This is a genomic window from Arthrobacter sp. CAU 1506 (assembly GCF_005047635.1).
Taxonomy (GTDB): domain Bacteria; phylum Actinomycetota; class Actinomycetes; order Actinomycetales; family Micrococcaceae; genus Crystallibacter.
Genome location: NZ_SUKC01000004.1, coordinates 109,370 through 125,622, shown reverse-complemented (window position 1 = coordinate 125,622; position 16,253 = coordinate 109,370). Strand labels below are relative to the sequence as shown.

General features: G+C 65.0%; 17 protein-coding genes. 12 read left to right on the top strand and 5 right to left on the bottom strand.

The window, feature by feature from the left end:
- Positions 1-105 precede the first annotated feature (105 nt).
- The 5 genes from thrS to E4J89_RS06865 all read left to right on the top strand — a co-directional run bounded on the left by thrS (position 106) and on the right by E4J89_RS06865 (position 5,944).
- Positions 106-2,118, top strand: a complete 2,013-nt coding sequence (gene thrS, locus E4J89_RS06885) for a threonine--tRNA ligase (protein ID WP_136785392.1) — start codon at positions 106-108, stop codon at positions 2,116-2,118.
- Between the two features lie 29 nt (positions 2,119-2,147).
- Positions 2,148-2,702 carry an HIT domain-containing protein gene (locus E4J89_RS06880; protein WP_136785391.1) on the top strand — a complete coding sequence of 185 codons (555 nt, stop codon included), beginning with the start codon at positions 2,148-2,150 and terminating at the stop codon, positions 2,700-2,702.
- A 7-nt stretch (positions 2,703-2,709) separates the two neighbouring features.
- A complete protein-coding gene (gene pgsA, locus E4J89_RS06875) occupies positions 2,710-3,321 on the top strand; it encodes a phosphatidylinositol phosphate synthase (protein ID WP_136785390.1) in 612 nt (203 codons plus the stop codon).
- A 131-nt stretch (positions 3,322-3,452) separates the two neighbouring features.
- Positions 3,453-4,367, top strand: coding sequence for a pyridoxal 5'-phosphate synthase lyase subunit PdxS (gene pdxS / locus E4J89_RS06870; RefSeq protein ID WP_136785389.1), 915 nt, complete (start codon positions 3,453-3,455; stop codon positions 4,365-4,367).
- Between the two features lie 191 nt (positions 4,368-4,558).
- Positions 4,559-5,944 (top strand): hypothetical protein, encoded by a 1,386-nt coding sequence (locus tag E4J89_RS06865; protein ID WP_136785388.1) that lies wholly within the window; start codon positions 4,559-4,561, stop codon positions 5,942-5,944.
- A 489-nt stretch (positions 5,945-6,433) separates the two neighbouring features.
- On the opposite strand, the gene E4J89_RS06860 is transcribed toward E4J89_RS06865, so the two are convergent.
- From E4J89_RS06860 to E4J89_RS06850, 3 genes are all read right to left on the bottom strand, one after another.
- Positions 6,434-6,787 (bottom strand): SHOCT domain-containing protein, encoded by a 354-nt coding sequence (locus E4J89_RS06860; RefSeq protein ID WP_136785387.1) that lies wholly within the window; start codon positions 6,785-6,787, stop codon positions 6,434-6,436.
- Positions 6,788-6,800: 13 nt separating this feature from the next.
- Entirely contained in the window at positions 6,801-7,250 is a 450-nt protein-coding gene (locus tag E4J89_RS06855; protein ID WP_240691764.1) for a DUF6325 family protein, read from the bottom strand.
- A gap of 175 nt (positions 7,251-7,425) precedes the next feature.
- Positions 7,426-7,875, bottom strand: coding sequence for a hypothetical protein (locus E4J89_RS06850; RefSeq protein ID WP_205754431.1), 450 nt, complete (start codon positions 7,873-7,875; stop codon positions 7,426-7,428).
- 187 nt (positions 7,876-8,062) lie between these two features.
- Here E4J89_RS06850 and E4J89_RS06845 point away from each other — a divergent pair, with 187 nt between their 5' ends.
- The gene (locus tag E4J89_RS06845; protein WP_136785386.1) at positions 8,063-9,463 is read left to right on the top strand and encodes an MFS transporter; all 1,401 of its coding nucleotides are present in this window, start codon (positions 8,063-8,065) and stop codon (positions 9,461-9,463) included.
- A gap of 39 nt (positions 9,464-9,502) precedes the next feature.
- On the opposite strand, the gene E4J89_RS06840 is transcribed toward E4J89_RS06845, so the two are convergent.
- Both E4J89_RS06840 and E4J89_RS06835 read right to left on the bottom strand, forming a co-directional pair.
- Entirely contained in the window at positions 9,503-10,225 is a 723-nt protein-coding gene (locus E4J89_RS06840; RefSeq protein ID WP_136785385.1) for a glutamine amidotransferase, read from the bottom strand.
- Entirely contained in the window at positions 10,225-11,532 is a 1,308-nt protein-coding gene (locus E4J89_RS06835; RefSeq protein ID WP_136785384.1) for a Mur ligase family protein, read from the bottom strand. The genes E4J89_RS06840 and E4J89_RS06835 overlap by 1 nt, the downstream gene beginning before the upstream one ends.
- A 156-nt stretch (positions 11,533-11,688) precedes the next feature.
- On the opposite strand from E4J89_RS06835, the gene pdxT reads away from it, so the two are divergent.
- The 6 genes from pdxT (at position 11,689) to yajC (ending at position 16,236) form a co-directional block, all read left to right on the top strand.
- Positions 11,689-12,372: a pyridoxal 5'-phosphate synthase glutaminase subunit PdxT gene (gene pdxT / locus E4J89_RS06830; protein ID WP_136785383.1), complete on the top strand. Its 684-nt coding sequence runs from the start codon at positions 11,689-11,691 to the stop codon at positions 12,370-12,372.
- Positions 12,373-12,374: 2 nt separating this feature from the next.
- Positions 12,375-13,130 (top strand): YebC/PmpR family DNA-binding transcriptional regulator, encoded by a 756-nt coding sequence (locus E4J89_RS06825; RefSeq protein ID WP_136785382.1) that lies wholly within the window; start codon positions 12,375-12,377, stop codon positions 13,128-13,130.
- 26 nt (positions 13,131-13,156) lie between these two features.
- Positions 13,157-13,717: a crossover junction endodeoxyribonuclease RuvC gene (ruvC, locus tag E4J89_RS06820; protein ID WP_136785381.1), complete on the top strand. Its 561-nt coding sequence runs from the start codon at positions 13,157-13,159 to the stop codon at positions 13,715-13,717.
- 213 nt (positions 13,718-13,930) lie between these two features.
- Positions 13,931-14,566, top strand: a complete 636-nt coding sequence (gene ruvA, locus E4J89_RS06815; protein ID WP_136785380.1) for a Holliday junction branch migration protein RuvA — start codon at positions 13,931-13,933, stop codon at positions 14,564-14,566.
- 28 nt (positions 14,567-14,594) lie between these two features.
- Positions 14,595-15,653 (top strand): Holliday junction branch migration DNA helicase RuvB, encoded by a 1,059-nt coding sequence (gene ruvB, locus E4J89_RS06810; protein WP_136785490.1) that lies wholly within the window; start codon positions 14,595-14,597, stop codon positions 15,651-15,653.
- Between the two features lie 139 nt (positions 15,654-15,792).
- Entirely contained in the window at positions 15,793-16,236 is a 444-nt protein-coding gene (yajC, locus tag E4J89_RS06805; RefSeq protein WP_346763376.1) for a preprotein translocase subunit YajC, read from the top strand.
- Positions 16,237-16,253: the final 17 nt, after the last annotated feature.

Below are 16,253 nucleotides of genomic sequence, written 5' to 3'. Positions count from 1 at the left end.
CCGATGTTGGTCCGGCAACTCGTCAGCGGATACGATCGTAGAGGCTTGCAGCGCCCACGTATGTCGCTGCAGTGACGGCCGCAGCCAAACATTTAGGAGACCTCTGTGTCAGCGCCCCAGAACATCACCCTCATCGTCGACGGCGAAGAGAACCAGGTGACCGAGGGCACGACGGGAGCCGACCTTTTCGGCACCCGGCGGGAGGTCGTCGTCGTCCGCGTTGACGGCGAGCTGAAAGACCTGGACCAGCCCATTCCGGCCGGCGCCAAGGTGGAAGCCGTGACCATCGATTCGCCCGACGGGCTGAACGTGCTGCGCCATTCCACCGCCCACGTCATGGCCCAGGCCGTGCAGCAGCTGCGCAAAGACTCCAAGCTTGGCATCGGGCCGTACATCACCGACGGCTTCTACTTCGATTTCGACGTCGATGAGCCCTTCACTCCGGAGGACCTGAAGCAGCTGGAAAAGATGATGCTCAAGATCGTCAATTCCAACCAGCGATTCGTCCGCCGCAGCGTCTCCGAGACCGAGGCCTTGGCCGAGATGGCCGGGGAGCCGTACAAGGAAGAGCTGATCGGGCTCAAGGGCCACTCCGATGAGGCCGGTGAAGGAGCCAACATCGAAGTTGGCGCCGGCGAGCTGACCATCTACGACAACGTGGACGCCAAGAGCGGCGAAGTGGTCTGGAAGGACCTCTGCCGCGGCCCGCACCTGCCCAACACCAAGCTGATCTCCAACGCGTACGCGCTGACCCGTTCGGCCGCCGCTTACTGGCGCGGCAACGAGAAGAACAAGCAGCTGCAGCGCATCTACGGCACCGCTTGGCCCACCAAGGACGACCTGAAGGCCTACCAGGAGCGGCTGGCGGAGGCCGAGCGCCGCGACCACCGCCGGCTGGGAGCCGAACTGGACCTGTTCTCCTTCCCGGACGAACTGGGTTCCGGCCTGCCCGTTTTCCACCCCAAGGGCGGGATTGTCCGCAAGTCGATGGAAGACTACTCGCGGCAGCGGCACACCGAGGCCGGCTACGAATTCGTCTACACCCCGCACATCACCAAGAGCAATCTGTACGAGGTGTCCGGCCACCTGGACTGGTACCGGGACGGCATGTTCCCTCCGATGCACGTGGACGAAACCCGGGACCCGGAGACCGGCGAGGTAGTCAAGCCCGGCCAGGACTACTACCTGAAGCCGATGAACTGCCCCATGCACAACCTGATCTTCCGCTCCCGCGGACGGTCCTACCGTGAGCTGCCGTTGCGGTTGTTCGAGTTCGGTTCGGTCTACCGGTACGAGAAATCCGGTGTGATCCACGGATTGACCCGAGTGCGCGGCATGACTCAGGACGACGCCCACATCTACTGCACCCGCGAGCAGATGAAGGACGAGCTGACCACCACGCTGAACTTCGTGCTGGACCTGCTCAAGGACTACGGACTGGACGATTTCTTCCTGGAGTTGTCCACCAAGGATCCGGAAAAGTTCGTGGGCTCCGACGAGGTCTGGGACGAAGCCACCCGCACCCTGGCCGAGGTGGCCGAAGCATCCGGCCTGGAACTGGTGCCGGATCCGGGCGGAGCCGCCTTCTACGGCCCGAAGATCTCGGTGCAGGCGCGGGACGCGATCGGCCGGACCTGGCAGATGTCCACCATCCAGCTGGACTTTAACCTGCCCGAGCGCTTCGAGCTGGAGTACCAGGCCGCCGATGGATCCCGGCAGCGGCCTGTCATGATCCACCGCGCGCTGTTCGGGTCTGTGGAGCGGTTCATGGGTCTGCTGATCGAGCACTACGCCGGAGCCTTCCCGGCCTGGCTGGCTCCCGTGCAGGTGGTCGGCATTCCGGTGGCGGAGAGCTTCAACGACTACATGCTGGAGATCGTGGCGAAGCTGCGGGCCCAAGGCATCCGCGCCGAGGCCGATCTGGGGTCCGACCGCTTCCCGAAGAAGATCCGAACCGCCAGCAAGGACAAGGTGCCGTTCGTGCTGATCGCCGGCGGCGAGGACACCGAAGCCGGAGCGGTCTCGTTCCGCTTCCGCGACGGCAGCCAGGACAACGGCATTCCGGTGGACGAGGCAGTGTCGCGCATTGTGCAGGCTGTCGCCAGGCGCGGCAACTGACCATGGCCGGGACGACCAGGGAAGCCGAGATGGACCGCACGGATGACGAGACAACGGACGGCTTCGAGCTGCCCGGAGTCCCGGATGCATTCCAGCGGCTCTGGACGCCGCACCGGATGGCCTACGTCAAGGGCGGCCAGGGGCAGTTCAAGAACAAGGACGAGTGCCCGTTCTGCGTCGCGCCGTCCCGGCCGGATGAGGAATCGCTGATTGTCCATCGCGGCGAGACCGCCTACGTGGTGCTGAACCTGTTCCCGTACAACCCCGGCCACTTGCTGGTCTGCCCCTACCGCCATGTGCCCGACTACACGGACATCACCCCAGAGGAGACCGCGGAGTTCGCCGAGCTGACCCAGACCGCCATGCGCGTACTGCGGAAGGTAGCGAACCCCAGCGGCTTCAACCTGGGCATGAACCAAGGCGAAGCCGGGGGAGCAGGCGTTGCGGCGCATCTGCACCAGCACGTGGTGCCGCGGTGGGGCGGAGACGGGAATTTCTTCCCGATCATCGCGCAGACCAAAGCGATCACCCAGACCCTGGACGAGGTCCGCAAGCAGGTAGCCGACGCCTGGCCTGCACGGTAACGCGGCGATGCTGAACAAGTACGCGCGCGGATTCTTCGGCAAGCTCTTTACCCCGCTGGCCCGTGTCCTGATCCGGATGGGAGTCTCACCGGACGCCGTCACGATCATCGGCACGCTCGGAGTCTGCGTCGGGGCGCTGGTTTTCTACCCGATGGGGGAGCTGTTCTGGGGAACGGTCTTCATCACCGCGTTCGTTTTCTCCGACATGGTGGACGGCCTGATGGCCCGCATGCTGGAGCGCAGCAGCCGCTGGGGCAATTTTCTGGACTCCACGCTTGACCGGTTGGCCGACGGCGCAGTGTTCGCCGGGGTGGCCATCTGGTTCTTTACCGGGGGAGAGAACCCGGCCATCGCCGTCTTCGCACTCGTGTGCCTGTTGCTGGGCTCTCTGGTCTCCTACGCCCGGGCCAAAGCCGAATCGCTCGGATGCACCGCCGCCGTCGGCTTCGCCGAACGCTCCGAGCGGCTGGTCGCCGTCCTGGTCTTCACCGGGTTCACCGGACTGGGCCTGCCGGAAGTGGTGCTGCTGGTGGTCCTGGTGCTGCTTGCCGCGGCCAGCCTGCTGACCGTAATCCAGCGGATCATGACCGTCTACCGGCAGACCCGACTGGCTGCCTGAACGGCGGGACGACGACGCAAGGCGGGCCGCCGCCGTCGGGCGTTCAAGAAGGTTACGTCACCGGTGAGCCGGTCCACGGGGCCGGACGTATGATGAGATGTACGATTTCGACCGACTCCTAGGGGCTCTTAGTGTCCAGCAGTGAAGCAACGTCAACTCACGCCCCCGTGACCGGCAGCAGCCGGGTAAAGCGGGGCATGGCCGAGATGTTGAAGGGCGGCGTCATCATGGACGTCGTAACGCCCGAACAGGCCCGCATCGCCGAAGACGCCGGTGCCGTGGCCGTGATGGCCCTCGAGCGGGTGCCGGCGGATATCCGCGCACAGGGCGGTGTGTCCCGGATGAGCGATCCGGACATGGTGGACGGCATCATCGAAGCAGTCTCCATCCCGGTAATGGCCAAGGCCCGCATCGGCCACTTCGTCGAGGCGCAGGTGCTGCAGTCGCTTGGCGTGGACTACATCGACGAGTCGGAGGTGCTGACTCCGGCCGACTACGTCAACCACATCGACAAGTGGAACTTCACCGTTCCGTTCGTTTGCGGTGCCACCAACCTGGGCGAAGCGCTGCGCCGGATCAACGAAGGCGCCGCGATGATCCGTTCCAAGGGCGAAGCCGGCACCGGCGACGTCTCCAACGCCACCGGCCACATGCGCCAGATCCGCTCTGAGATCAAGCGCCTGTCCGCGATGCCCGAAGACGAGCTCTATGTGGCGGCCAAGGAACTGCAGGCCCCGTACGAACTGGTCAAGGAAATTGCCCAGACCGGCAAGCTGCCGGTGGTGCTCTTCACCGCGGGCGGCATCGCCACCCCGGCCGACGCCGCGATGATGATGCAGCTGGGCGCCGACGGCGTGTTCGTTGGCTCCGGCATCTTCAAGTCCGGCAACCCGGCCGAGCGTGCCGCCGCGATCGTGAAGGCTACCACCTTCCACGACGATCCGGACGTCATCGCCAAGGTCTCGCGCGGCCTGGGCGAAGCAATGGTCGGCATCAACGTGGACGAAATCCCGCAGCCGCACCGCCTCGCGGAGCGCGGCTGGTAAGAACTAACGACGGCGAACGCCCGGTCCCGCACGAAGGTGCGGCACCGGGCGTTTTGCTTTGTGCGGCTTCACGATTTCATCCTTCCCAGATGATGAACAGGCAGTCATCCCGGCGGGAGACTGAAGTCAACGGATGAATCCTGTGGCAACAGTGCCCGCCGGAACGACAGTGCGCCTGAACGGAGCCAGCGATGACGGATCCAGGAATGACCGATGCCGCGGAGCTGCAACGGCTGCGGGCCCGGGTGGCCGAACTTGAAGCCGAACGTGTTCAGGCGCTGGACGGCGGGCACGGACGGGCCGAAAGGCACCGTTGGCGATCGGTCGGCTCAGCAGTACTGCTGACGCTGGCGTGTGTGCTCGCGCCGATCTCGGTGGTGGGCGTGTGGGCAGGCAGCGTGGTGTCTGACACCGACCGCTATGTAGAAACGGTCAGCCCGCTGATCAACGACCCTTCCGTGCAGGCGGACCTGACCGACGCCGTCACTAACGCCATCTTCACCCATGTGGACCTGAAGGCGATCACCGACGAAGCGTTCAACGCCATTTCCAACCTCGGGTTGCCGCCACGTGCCGAAGCCGCGCTGACTGCCTTGCAACAGCCGATGATTTCGGGTGTCGAAAACTTTGTTCACAGCCGGGTGCAGCAAACGATCAGCAGCCCGCAGTTCGACACCGTGTGGGACCGATCAAACGAGATCGCCCACCAGCAGCTGGTGAATCTGCTGGAAGGCAACCAGGGCGGAGCCATCAGCGCCCAGAACGACACGATCTCGGTCAACCTCGGGCCGATCGTCGCGCAGGTGAAGGAGCGCCTCATAGCCGAAGGGTTCAGCTTGGCGCAGAACATCCCCAACGTTGATGTCTCCTACGACCTGGTGCAGTCGGACGCCGTCACGCAAGCCCAGAGCGCTTACCGGATACTGAATGCGCTCAGCATCTGGCTGCCGATCATCACCGGCATCCTGTTCGTTGCCGGCGTGCTGACTGCGCGTCACCGCGCCCGCGCCGTGATGCTGGGGGCCCTCGGCATCGTAGCGGCGATGCTGGCGCTGGGGATTGCCCTCGCAGTGGGCCGCATTGCCTACCTTCAGGCGCTGCCGGGAGTGGTGCTCTCGCGCGATTCGGCTGGGACGGTCTTCGATACCCTGGTGCGTTTCCTTCGTGACTCGCTTCGCCTGACCGCCGTGATTGCGCTGGTGGTGGCGATAGCCGCGTACTTCACCGGCACCTCTGCATCGGCCGTGAAGGCGCGTGCCTCCGCCTCGAGGGGGATCGCTCGGCTGCGCGGATCGGCGGAGCATGCCGGCATGCACACTGGCGGGGTCGGGAACTGGATTTACCGGTACAAGCGACTGCTCTGGGTGGCCACGGTCATCGTCGGCGGCCTGGTGCTCGTGTTCTGGTCCGAGCCGACCATTGGCGTCGTCATCACCATCACCATCATCGTGGTGGTCATCGTTGCGCTCATCGAGTTCATCGGAACTCCGCCCGCGCATCAGCTGGCGGACGCCGAGCCCTCCAGCGATGCACCCGTCGAGCCCTCGGGCGGGGTAGCTGTCCCGCCGAACCCCTGACGGGCGCCGATGGCGCGTCGGGGCCCTGATGGGCCGTCGTGCCGCCGCGACCCTGACGGACGCCGTGATGCCGCGGGGAACCTGACGGGCTCCTGGATGCCGGGGAGCCTCTGTCGGGCGTGGTGGCCAGCCCCCGAGGTCTTATCGCTGAACTCCTGACGGCCGCGCCGCCCCGGTGCCCCTGACAGTCGTGTTCCCGGCTGCCGCTGTGCCCCTGACGGGAGTCGTGGTGCGTCGGGGCCCTGATGGGCTGTTGTGCCGCTGCCGCACCCCAGACGGACGACGTAGTGCTGCCTACGTGCCCCGGGCGGACGACGTGCCGCTCTACTCCTAACGGCCGCGCCGGCGTCGTGCCCTGACTGCCGTGGTGACCGCCCCTGGCCGTGTTGCCGCTGTGCCCGTGACAGCCGCGTGCCGGGCGCCGTCGTGCCCTGCAGACCGGAGTTTGCAGGGCACGATGTGGGTGGTGGCCGGGTCAGCCGACTAGATTCAGCCAGCCAGGATCCTCGCCTTTTGTGCCTCGAATTCTGCCTCGGACAGAAGTCCCTGCGCCTTGAGATCGCCCAAAGTCTTGAGCCGTTCCAGTGGATCACCGGCCGGCGCTGCCGCTTGGGCGGACGCTGTCTCATACTGCGGCTGCACGTATGCCTGTTGAGGCTGGGCGTACTGCTGCTGCTGCGTGTACTGCTGCTGTTGTTGCTGTTGCTCATACTGTTGATGCTCATACTGTTGCTGCTCTTGGGCATCCCAACGCGCCTGTTGGCGGCGCTGCACACGTCCGCTCACAGCCGTCGCTGTCCCGGCAACGACGGCCGTGCGAGCTACTCCTCGTAACAGTCCCATGTCTGCGTCCTCCTCAGACCGTCGAATCCGACTCAAGCATGTCCAGCGCGGCCATGACGTCCTCAGCGGGGATACGTGCACTCGCGATGACGTCTCCGCCGGCCTCGCGGGCTGCTGAAATGAAAGGAATCGCCCACAAATTCTCATAAACGATGAGCGCAGCAGCGGTATTCGGTTCCATGGCCGAGGCTGCTTCGGCGATTTCATCGTCGCCCAAGAGCCCCGAACGAACCGACGCGAGCGACGCGAAGCCGTCCAGGCCTTCGGTTGAGTCTTCGGTCAACTCGACGCTGCCGGTCGAACCGTCGGCGTCTTTCTTAATGATGATGAGGTCATAGACCCAAACCACCTTCCGCTGAATCAGGTCCATCAAGGCGGCAACGGTGGCGCCGCTGCCAGTCTTCTCCAATGGAAACTCGATCAACACAAAGTCGATTGGGCCGTGTACATCTGTTGTTGCCACGAACATCACCCTTGCAATCTGATTGGCTGTCCAGAACCCGCCCAGAGTAGTTTTCCGTGTACGGCCGGGGCATCACCCCGGCCGAATGATCTTGGTCTCCCGTCAGTTGAGTAGGTCACCCGTCTGTCCTGCTTGAGCGGCACAGGATGCGGTCGGCGTTGTGGAACCAGAGGTGTCAGGCCTGCGTGGCGTATCGCAGGTCGCGGGCGTGGGCCAGCACGGCCCAAATGATGAGCACGTCGAGGACGATGATGATGATGCCCCAGAGGGGGTAATACGGCAGCCACATAAAGTTCAAAATCGCACTCAGGGACGCCAGTACAACCGCCAGGATGCGGGCCCACATTGCTCCCCGAAAGAGGAAAATCCCGCCGAGCACCAAGATGATGCCTCCGAGCAGATGGATCCAGCCCCACGAGGTCAGATCGAAGTGGAAGATGTACTCCTCACCAGCCACGTAGAACTGATCATTGAACAGTGCCACAAGTGCTTGGATGATGTGGAAGGCGCCGGCCACGATCATGATGATCCCGCCGAAGAGGATTGTCCCTGCGGCCGCGACGTTGTAATCCGGATCGATGGGCCGGCCCGGATCGGCGGTCCGCCCAGCTGAAGCGTTTGCCATGGTGGTCCTCCCTCGTGCGGTGCGCCGGTGGTGACTGGTGTCACCGAAGACGCGGCCCACCCTCAGCAAAGTCTTCTCCGCGCCCGGTGGACTTTCCTCATCCTTTCTGGGTGATCCTGATGGCTCTCGTGCGCCGTATTTTGGGCCGTGGTGACCGTATTTCTGTGAGCGAGGACGGGACAGCGACATGACTGAGCCGGCAGCCCGGATCCAGACAAGGGGGGTGCTGCTCCCACTCGCACTCGCACAATTCATCTGCAGCTTCGCTGGTTCAAACATGAACGTGATGATCAACGACATGAGCGAGGACCTCGACACCACCGTGCAGGGGATCCAGGTCGCGATCACCATCTTCCTGCTGGTGATGGCCGCGTTGATGATTCCGGGTGGCAAGCTCACCGACCGCTACGGCCGCAAGCGCTTGTTCCTTCTCGGCCTCATTGTCTATGGCATCGGCGCACTGATAAGTGCAGTCTCACCTGGTCTCCTCGTACTGATCCTGGGTAACTCGATCCTTGAGGGGATCGGCACTGCGCTGCTCATCCCCCCGGTCTACATCCTCACGACCATGATCTTCCGCGACCTTGGCTCCCGCGCGAAGGCGTTCGGTGCGATCAGCGCGATGGGCGGCATCGGATCTGCGGCCGGTCCTCTGATCGGCGGCCTGATCACATCGGCGATCAGTTGGCGTGCAGCGTTCGTCTTCCAGGCCTTAATTATTGCGGTCATCGCGCTGCTCAGCCGCAGCCTGAAAGACCCCGTTCCGCCGGATCCGACCCGTGAATTCGATGTGCGGGGAGCGATCCTCTCAGCCGGAGGTCTCATCCTGATCGTGATGGGCATCCTGGCCGCCGACAACAGCCTCTGGCTGATGCTGATCCTGCTCGCCTCCGGGGCGCTGGTGCTGGTGGGCTTCTTCGTGTCGGTGCGGGCGAAAGAGCGCTCAGGGCACGAACCCCTGCTCTCGCTCAGCCTGTTCCGCAACCGCACGTCCAACCTCGGCCTGATCACGCAAAATGCGCAATGGCTGATGCTGCTGGGATTCTCCTTCGTGGTCGCCAGCTTCCTGCAGGTGGTGCGCGGCTACAACGCCATCGAAACCGGCATAATCTTCACAGCAGCAACGGTCGGTTTGCTGGCATCGTCGCTGGCCGCCGGGCCGCTGTCGAAGAAGTTCGCGCAGCGCGATCTCATTATCACCGGCTTTGCGCTCACCGTTGCCGGTATGTTGCTGGGGCTTTGGATTGTGCAGGGCACGCAGGTCGCCTGGGCCTTCGCGCCTGGGTTGCTGCTCACCGGCCTGGGCGTTGGCTTGATGCTCACGCCCTCGGTGAACGTGGTGCAGTCCAGTTTTCCGGAGTCCAAGCAGGGCGAGATCTCGGGGCTGTCCCGAAGCGTTTCCAACTTGGGTTCCTCTTTCGGCACGGCGATCGCCGGCACCATCCTTGTCGCCGGTATCGCATCCACACCTGGCAACAACTACGCGATTTCGACCATAGTGCTGGCCGCTGTGGGCATCATCGGCATTGCCGCAGCGGTGTTCATCCCTCGAAAGATTCCGACGCCGGTCGAAGAAACGGCGATCTGAGATCCTTTGGCGCCGCAACGCGGCTGGGACCTGCGTGTTCTAGCGCGGCCGGGCAGCGGCGTCGGTCCGGGCTTCCGCCTCGTGCGGGATGTCCAGCGCCACATCGTTGAAGCTGCCGTAGCGCCGTTCTGCTGCATGCCGGATCAAGTAATCCGCCACGGCCGGGTTCTTGGGCAGCAGGGACCCATGCAGGTAGGTGGCAATGACGTTGCGGTAACGGGCGCCTTCGGTGCCGTCCGTGCCGTTGTTGCCGTCGCCCTTGGTGACCCGGCCGAAGGGTTGGACCTCGACGCCCAGCGTGGTCAGGCCGCTGTGGTTCTCATACCCAATGACGGTACCGAACTCGTCGCTGTCCAGCACGGTATTGCCGATCAGGCGGGTGGGCCCGCCGACTGTTTCGGCATCCAGCAGCCCGATGCCGGTGATCACTTCGCCGGTGTGGGTGGTGAACCGGTGGCCGAACAGTTGGTAGAGGCCGCACACGGCGAGCATGGGCAGGCCGTCGTCTGCCAGTTCCCGGAGCCGGCCGCCCTGGGCCAGCAGGTCTGCCTGGATCTTGTTCTGGCCGGAGTCTTGGCCGCCGCCGCCCACCACCAGATCTACCTGCTCGGGGAACGTGTCTCCGGGGTTGTACTCATGCAGCCGGACGTCATAACCGCGCAGGGCCAGCCGCTTGCGCAGGACCAGGACGTTGCCCCAGTCGCCGTAAATGTTCATGTCCCGCGGGTACAGCTGGAGCAGGTCGATCACGGGTGCGTCCATCAGGAGACCACTTCCACTTCGGTCAGTTTGCCCAGCTCGCGGCGCAGCGCCAGCATGGCGGTGTAGGTGCAGTAGATGCGCTTGGGCGAATCAGGATCGTCGGCGATGAACCGGTGCAGCGAAGCATTGAGGTCCGTGTCGACGCGGCCTACGGGGACGTCTTCGTAGAACAGTCGCAGCCCCATGTCCTGCGCCCGGACACCGCTGACCTCGGCAACGCCGGTCTCTCGCAGTGAATCGAAGTCCACGTCCCAGAGCCAGGACATGTCCCGGCCATCGGCGTAATTGTCATTGATCGCGATCATGGTCCGTGAACCCGCGGCCGGGAACGACTTCAGCGCCAGCCGGAAGCCGGCCGGGTTCTTCACCAGCACCAGATCCAACGGTTGGCCGTTGACGGTGAGCGATTCGCCGCGCCCGAAAGCCGGGGTGACATTCTGCAGCGACGCCAGCAGCGCCGGCTCATCGACGGCGGGCCCGAGCACGGTGCGTGCCAGCACCAGTGCAGCGGCGGCGTTGAACACGTTGTAGACGCCGGTCAGCTTCAGTTCCACCTCGATCGGGTGTCCGTCCGCCTGGAACGTGGCGGCGGAACCCTCGCAGGCGGTCAGCACGACGTCGGCGCGGGGCCCCTCGGGTTGGCCTCCCTCGAGTCCGGGCGTGGCGCCGGGAACTTCCGCGGCAACGGCGTTCCGCATCTCGTCGTCGTGCGGGAACATGTGGCGAAGCTGCGGGGCCAGGCCGAAGTATTCGATCCGCGGCGCCGTCACGGCGTTGGCCAAGGCCAGGATGCGCGGGTCCTCACGGTTGAGCACCACAGCGTCGGTGGTGGCAGCGGCGATCTGGCGGAGGAATCCCGCCGTCGTCTCAATCTCGCCAAAGCGGTCCAACTGGTCACGCATGACGTTGAGCAGCAGGCTGTAGCGGGGCCGCACCAGTTTGACGAAGTGCACGGCGTGGGCTTCATCCAGTTCCAGCACGGCGATGTCCGCATCCAGCCGGCCGCGCACGTCCGAATCTCCCAACACGGCAGCCACTACGCCGCGGGTGAAGTTGCTGCCGGTGCGGTTGGTGAACACCTTCAGGCCCTGGCCCTGCAGCAGTTCCACCACCATCTTGGTGGTGGTGGTCTTGCCGTTCGTCCCGCTGATCACGACGACGCCGCGCGGCAGGTTGCCGAGGGTGCGGGGCAGGAACTGCGGGTCGATTCTCTCGGCCACGAGGCCCGGCAAGGCGGAGCCGCCGCCGCGGAGCCTGGCCACCGCCTTCACGGCCTTTCCGGCAACGGTCGCAAAGAGGTGTCGCATGACTAGAAACTATACAAGCCGCCGGCACCGGCGCGCCGCCGGACCCCGCTGGCCGGTGGCGGGCCCCGCGCTGGCGGCAGGCGTGGTTTAACGCCGCAGGGCCGGATGGTATTAGTGTTTTTCGGTACGGCCGCCACGCGCGCGGCCCGATTCTGAATCCGAGGAAACGTCACCGTGGTCACGATTGGTGTGCTCGCCCTGCAGGGCGATGTCCGCGAACACATATCCGCCCTGGAACACAGCGGCGCCGCAGCCATGCCGGTGCGGAGGCCGGGTGAACTGGACGCCGTCGACGGACTGGTCATCCCCGGCGGCGAATCGACAACGATCGACAAGCTGACGCGGATCTTCGAACTGGCTGATCCGCTCAAGAAGCGGATCGCGGCCGGGATGCCGGTGTACGGTTCCTGCGCGGGCATGATCATGCTGGCAGAGGAAATCGCGGATCCGGCCACCGATCTGAAGGGCGAACCCCAGCAAACACTGGGCGGCCTGGATATTACGGTGCGGCGCAACGCCTTTGGCCGGCAGCGTGAGTCGTTTGAAACCGATCTGGACTTCCGCGGTCTGGAGTTCAGTGCCCCGTCCCCGGAGCAGAACCCGGCGCCCGTGCACGCCGTCTTCATCCGGGCTCCCTGGGTGGAACGGGTAGGTGAGGGCGTGGAGGTCCTCGCCACGGTGGAACCCTCGGAGGCATCCCATACGGAGACTTTGCACGGGACAGCTAGAATTGTGGCAGTGCGTTCGCGGCATTTGCTGGCGACCTCTTTCCACCCGGAAGTGACGGGGGAGCGCCGGATCCACGAACTATTCATCCGCATCGTCAGAGGAGAGGCCTAAGCATGTCCGGACACTCTAAGTGGGCGACCACCAAGCACAAGAAGGCCGTGATCGACGCCCGGCGGGCCAAGTCGTTCGCGAAACTGATCAAGAACATCGAAGTGGCGGCCCGCGCCGGCGGTGCTGACCTCTCCGGCAACCCCGGGCTGGAACTGGCCGTCCAGAAGGCCAAGAAGACGTCGGTGCCCAACGACAACATCGACCGCGCCATCAAGCGCGGCGCCGGCCTGACCGGTGAAACCATCGACTACACCGAAATCATCTACGAAGCCCGCGGACCGCAGGGCTCCGCTGTGCTGATTGAGTGCCTAACCGACAACAAGAACCGCGCCGCCTCCGAAGTGCGCCTGGCCATCACCCGCAACGGTGGCACCGTGGCTGACCCCGGCTCGGTCTCCTACATGTTCGCTCGCAAGGGCGTGGTGTCCCTGCCCAAGAACGAGCTCACCGAAGACGATCTGCTGATGGCCGTGCTGGATGCCGGCGCAGAAGAGGTCAAGGACCAGGGCGAAAACTTCGAGGTCCACTCCGACCCCACCGATCTGCGCGCCGTGGTGGCAGGTCTGGAAGAAGCCGGCATCGAGTACGAAACCGATGAAATCGAGTTCGTTTCCTCGATGGCCGTGGAGCTCGACTCCGACGCCGCGCGGAAGTTCCTGAAACTGGTCGACGCCCTGGAGGACCTGGACGACGTGCAGAACGTCTACTCCAACGCCGATATCAGCCCGGACGTCCTCGCCGAACTCGAGAACGACTGACGCCCGACAGCCGGCAGGCAACAGCCTTGCGTGTCTTGGGTGTCGACCCCGGCCTGACCCGGTGCGGGCTGGGCGTGGTGGACGTCGAGCCGAACCGCCGCTCCACGCTGGTGCAAGTGGGCGTCGTCGGGACCACCCCTGACATGCCGCTGGAACTGCGCCTGCTGAAGATCGCCGAGACCATCGACGAATGGCTTGATGCCCACGCACCGGACGTACTCGCCGTCGAACGCGTCTTCAGCCAGACCAATGTCAGCACCGTGATGGGCACGGCGCAGGCCTCCGGTGTGGTGATGACCGCTGCAGCGCGGCGGGGGATCGTCGTCGCCCTGCATACTCCTACCGAGGTGAAGGCGGCGGTGACTGGCAACGGGCAGGCGGACAAAGCGGCGGTGACCAAGATGGTGACGCGGATCCTGCGGCTGGACACTCCGCCCCGTCCGGCCGATGCCGCCGATGCTTTGGCGTTGGCGATCACCCACGCGTGGCGCGGCGGAGCCACCAAGCCGACGGCGGGCGGCGGCATGACCGCCGCCCAGAAGCTCTGGGCGGAAGCCGAGGCAAAGGCCAAGCGCACCCACCGTTGAGTCGCCTGAACTTCGCCCGAACTTGACCGGACCGGAACGCGCCCGAACGGGGCTGGACCTGCCCGGCCGGAGGGTGTCACGGGTGTGGCGGTTGCCGGTAATGTCGGCGGCGGCCCGTAAGCTATTCGTAAGTATGTTCGGACAATCCCTCGCGTGCTCCGCTCCGAGGGTGGGTTCCGGGCCATCGCCAGTGCCGGATTTGGGAGTTGGATCATGATTAGCTCGTTGCGCGGCGTCGTCGCTCATGTGGGGTTGAATTCGGCCGTGATCGACGTCAACGGTTTCGGGATGCTCGTCCAGGCAACGCCGCAGACCCTTGGCACGCTGTTCGTCGGGCGGGAAGCCCAGTTGGCCACCACCATGATTGTGCGCGAAGACTCCATGACCCTTTACGGGTTTGAGGACGCGGCACAGCGGGAAGTCTTCGAGACCCTCATCTCGGTCAGCGGCGTCGGTCCGAGGCTGGGGTTGGCGGCGCTGTCGGTGCACTCGCCCGAAGCGCTGCGGATTGCCGCCGCGGACGGCGACAACAAGGCGTTCAGCAAGGTCCCCGGCATCGGGCCCAAGCTCGCCGGCAGGATTGTGCTGGAGCTCGCCGGCAAACTGGTTCCCACCGGCGACGTGGCGCCGCAGCAGGCGGCTGGTTGGAAGGGCCAGGTTCAGCAGGCCCTCTCCGGTCTGGGCTGGTCGGACAAGGACGCCGCGGCGGCCGTGGACACCACCGCCGAGGAGAATCCGGAGGCGGCTGCCGCCGGCCATGTGGGCGACCTGCTGAGGCTGACCCTGCGGCGGCTGGGCCAGGACGGCGCCCGGACCGGTTCGCCCCGACGCACCGCGGGGGTGAAGTAGCGTGGCGGAGGACGCCGGGGAAGGCCGGCTGGTCTCCACCGCGTCGGAGGCCGAGGAACGGGCCATCGAATCTGCGCTGCGGCCCAAGAACCTTGACGATTTCGTGGGCCAGGCCAGAGTCCGGCAGCAGCTGTCGCTGGTGCTGGAAGCCTCCCGGATCCGCGAGCGGACCGCCGACCATGTGCTGTTGTCCGGTCCGCCCGGGCTGGGCAAGACCACGCTGGCGATGATCATCGCGGCGGAAATGAACGCGCCGCTGCGGATCAGCTCCGGTCCGGCGATCCAGCATGCGGGCGATTTGGCCGCGATTCTGTCCTCGTTGACCGAAGGGGAAATCCTCTTCCTGGATGAGATCCACCGGATGTCCCGTCCGGCAGAGGAAATGCTGTACATGGCCATGGAAGACTTCCGGGTGGACATCGTGGTGGGCAAGGGGGCCGGCGCCACGGCGATTCCGCTTGATCTGCCGCCGTTCACGCTGGTGGGAGCCACCACCCGGGCCGGTCTGCTCCCAGGCCCGTTGCGCGACCGGTTCGGCTTCACCGGACACCTGGAGTTCTACGCCGTCGAAGAACTGGAGCTGGTGCTTCGCCGCTCGGCGATGCTGCTGGACTTGAAGGTAAGTTCCGCAGGGTTTGCCGAGATCGCCGGCCGCTCCCGCGGCACGCCCCGGATCGCTAACCGTTTGCTCCGCCGGGTCCGGGACTGGGCGTTGGTGCACAAGATCGACGAAATCGATTCGCGCGCCGCGGCCGCCGCACTGGACATGTATGAAGTCGACGAGCGCGGTCTGGACCGACTGGACCGCTCGGTTCTGACCGCGCTGATTACCAAGTTCGGCGGCGGGCCGGTCGGGTTGTCCACCCTGGCCATTGCCGTCGGCGAGGAAACGGAGACGGTGGAGACCGTGGCCGAGCCGTATTTGGTCCGGGAAGGCCTGCTGGGCCGGACGCCGCGCGGGCGGATCGCCACAGCCGCCGCGTGGCAACATCTGGGGCTGGCGGTGCCCGATCATCTGGCCGCGGGCCAGACCGGGGACCTGCTCGCCGAGCTTTTGGAGCCGGACACGGATTTCGCCGACAACTGAAGTGGCCGTGTAAGCGCGGTCACCGCGTAGAATGGTAGGAACGTGCGGAGTGCGCCGTTCCATCAGGAACCCGGCAGGCTGCGTACACGGTCCGACATTTCCTGCCGGTCCGCCCCAGACATCTAGGACGGAATTTCCTGTGTTCGTAAATCTCTTCGCTGCTACCAATACCCAGCAGCAGTCCGGTGGCATCGACGTGATGACCATTGGGTTGTTCGCGGTTTTCGCGCTGCTGATCTTCTTCATGTTCCGCAAGCAGAAGAAGGTCCAGGCCCAGATGCGCGAAAAGACCGAGCGCCTTAAGGAACAGATGGTTCCCGGCACCGAGGTCATGACGCAGTTCGGTCTCTTCGGCACCGTCGTTTCCGTTGACGCCGACAACAACAAGGTTGTCCTCGAACTGTCTCCGGGCAACACCGCCACGGTGCACACGCAGGCCGTCAACGAAGTGGTGACGCCGGAGACCCCCGAGGTTCCGGACGATGCGTCTTCGCTGACCGCCGAGCAGGCCGACCGCCCGGAGGAAACCGCCGAGGAGACCTTGAAGCGCCTCAACGAAGAGCAGAACAAAGACACCAAGTAGGCCAGCGACGGCTTAGC